Annotated in this window: 2 protein-coding genes; both read left to right on the top strand. The window is 47.9% G+C overall.

Annotated features, from left to right (window positions below; genetic code table 11):
- Nucleotides 1–1,395 (top strand): DNA-3-methyladenine glycosylase 2 (locus DKW60_RS24200; protein WP_219988902.1); only part of this gene is annotated, 1,395 nt, incomplete at its 5' end.
- A complete protein-coding gene (locus DKW60_RS23175; protein WP_109840019.1) occupies nucleotides 1,392–1,877 on the top strand; it encodes a methylated-DNA--[protein]-cysteine S-methyltransferase in 486 nt (161 codons plus the stop codon). The genes DKW60_RS24200 and DKW60_RS23175, both read left to right, overlap by 4 nt.
- Nucleotides 1,878–1,901 lie beyond the last annotated feature (24 nt).

Genomic DNA, 1,901 nt, shown 5'->3' with positions numbered 1-1,901 from the left:
GTTGAAACCACTTTTCAGCGTGCAGTGAGTCTGATTGATCAGGGTGATTTACAAAGTAGCAGCCTGCCGGAATTGGCAGATCGCTTGGGTATCAGTGATCGTTATCTGCGGCAGTTATTTCAAAAATATCTGGGTATGTCACCCAAGCAATACGCGCAATATCAACAGCTGATGTTTGCTAAGCAACTGCTTCATACCAGCAATATGAGTATCGGCGAGATTGCTATCGCTTCCGGATTTAACAGTGTGAGGCGATTTAATGATGCCTTTCAAAAGAAGCTTAAACTCACACCACGCGATACCCGCAAAGCCACGCGCGGTAGTGAAAATATTGCTGAGACAGCCGTGAGTAAAACACTCCGGTTGAGCTATCGTGAGCCGTTTAACTGGGATCATCTACTGGCGTTTTATCGCAAGCGAGCGGTGCGAGGCGTTGAGGAGGTGGGTGAGAATTACTATGCCAGAACATTCGTCACAGGTACGACGAAAGGTTGGTTTCGGGCGCAACCTGGCGATAAGAATACGCTGGAAATCACCTTCGATATTGACGACATGACCCAGCTGAAACACATGGTGTCACAGATTCGTCGCATGCTTGATTTGGATGCGGATATTGCGGTGATTGAGCAGCACCTGAAGCAAACCACCATTGCTCCAATGATGGGAAGTGGTATTCGTATTCCGGGTGTGTGGAGCGCTTGGGAAGCAGGTGTACGGGCGATATTCGGGCAGCAGGTATCGATCGTTGCTGCCATTACTATGCTAAATCGCTTCGTCGATAGCTTGGATCAGGTTGTGGATAAGTCTGTGGTTAACGACGTGCGTAAGGTTGTGGATAAATCTATGGGAAGCTCGGATGAAAGAGTTGAGGGAGGTTCTGAAGAAAGCTCAGAGGAAAGTTCTGAGGAAAGTTCTGAGGAAAACGATATCGGCCAGAAGTCACGAGGTGAGGCAGCCGAGACTCATCGTTATTTTCCCACGCCACAAGACATCGTAAATGCTGATTTAAGCGAGCTAAAAATGCCTCAAAGTCGCAAAGATACTCTGCAATGTTTTGCCGCGTACATGGTCGATCATCCTGACAGTGCGCCGGAGGAATGGTTGGCATTAAAAGGTATTGGTCCATGGACGGTGAGTTATGCCAAGTTGCGTGGGTTGTCACAGCCGGATTGTTTTTTATCGACAGATCTGGTGATAAAAAAAGCGATGAACGAACTAAAGCAGACTGCAGTTACTACAAATACAAAAATCAGCCCAGATCAGACTGAAAAATCTGCACCAAGCGACACCAGCAGCCAGTCATCAACCAGTGCGGCTGACTTACAAGACATTACCGAATCCGTTTCACCGTGGGGTAGCTACGCCACTTTTAATTGTTGGAATTCACAATCATGAACTACTTTACTCATTATGAAAGCCCCGTCGGTCACATCACCCTGCAAGCCAGTGAGACAGGATTGCGCGGTGCATGGTTTGATGTGCAAACGACAGCACCTGAGGACTTTGGCACACAGCAAGATGACCATCCTATCTTGCAGCAAGCGATTGCAGAGTTTGAGGAATACTTCGCAGGGAAGCGGGAAGTGTTTACGGTACCGACGGATGCACAAGGCACCGACTTTCAAAAGCAAGTCTGGAATATGCTGATCAAGATTCCTTATGGTGAAACCTGGAGTTATCAGGATATGGCGATTGCGATTGATAACCCAAAAGCAGTGCGTGCAGTGGGTTTGGCGAATGGCAAAAATCCGATTTCAATTATTGTGCCGTGCCATCGGGTGATTGGGAAAAATGGCAAGCTAACAGGTTACGCAGGTGGGGTTGATAGGAAGCGGCAATTGTTGGCGTTGGAGAGTAAAGGCGGGCAACTGATATAGCTGAAACGCTTCGACTCCTTCGTC

This window comes from Leucothrix pacifica (assembly GCF_003172875.1).
Taxonomy (GTDB): domain Bacteria; phylum Pseudomonadota; class Gammaproteobacteria; order Thiotrichales; family Thiotrichaceae; genus Leucothrix; species Leucothrix pacifica.
This window is presented reverse-complemented; position numbering and strand designations above follow the sequence as displayed.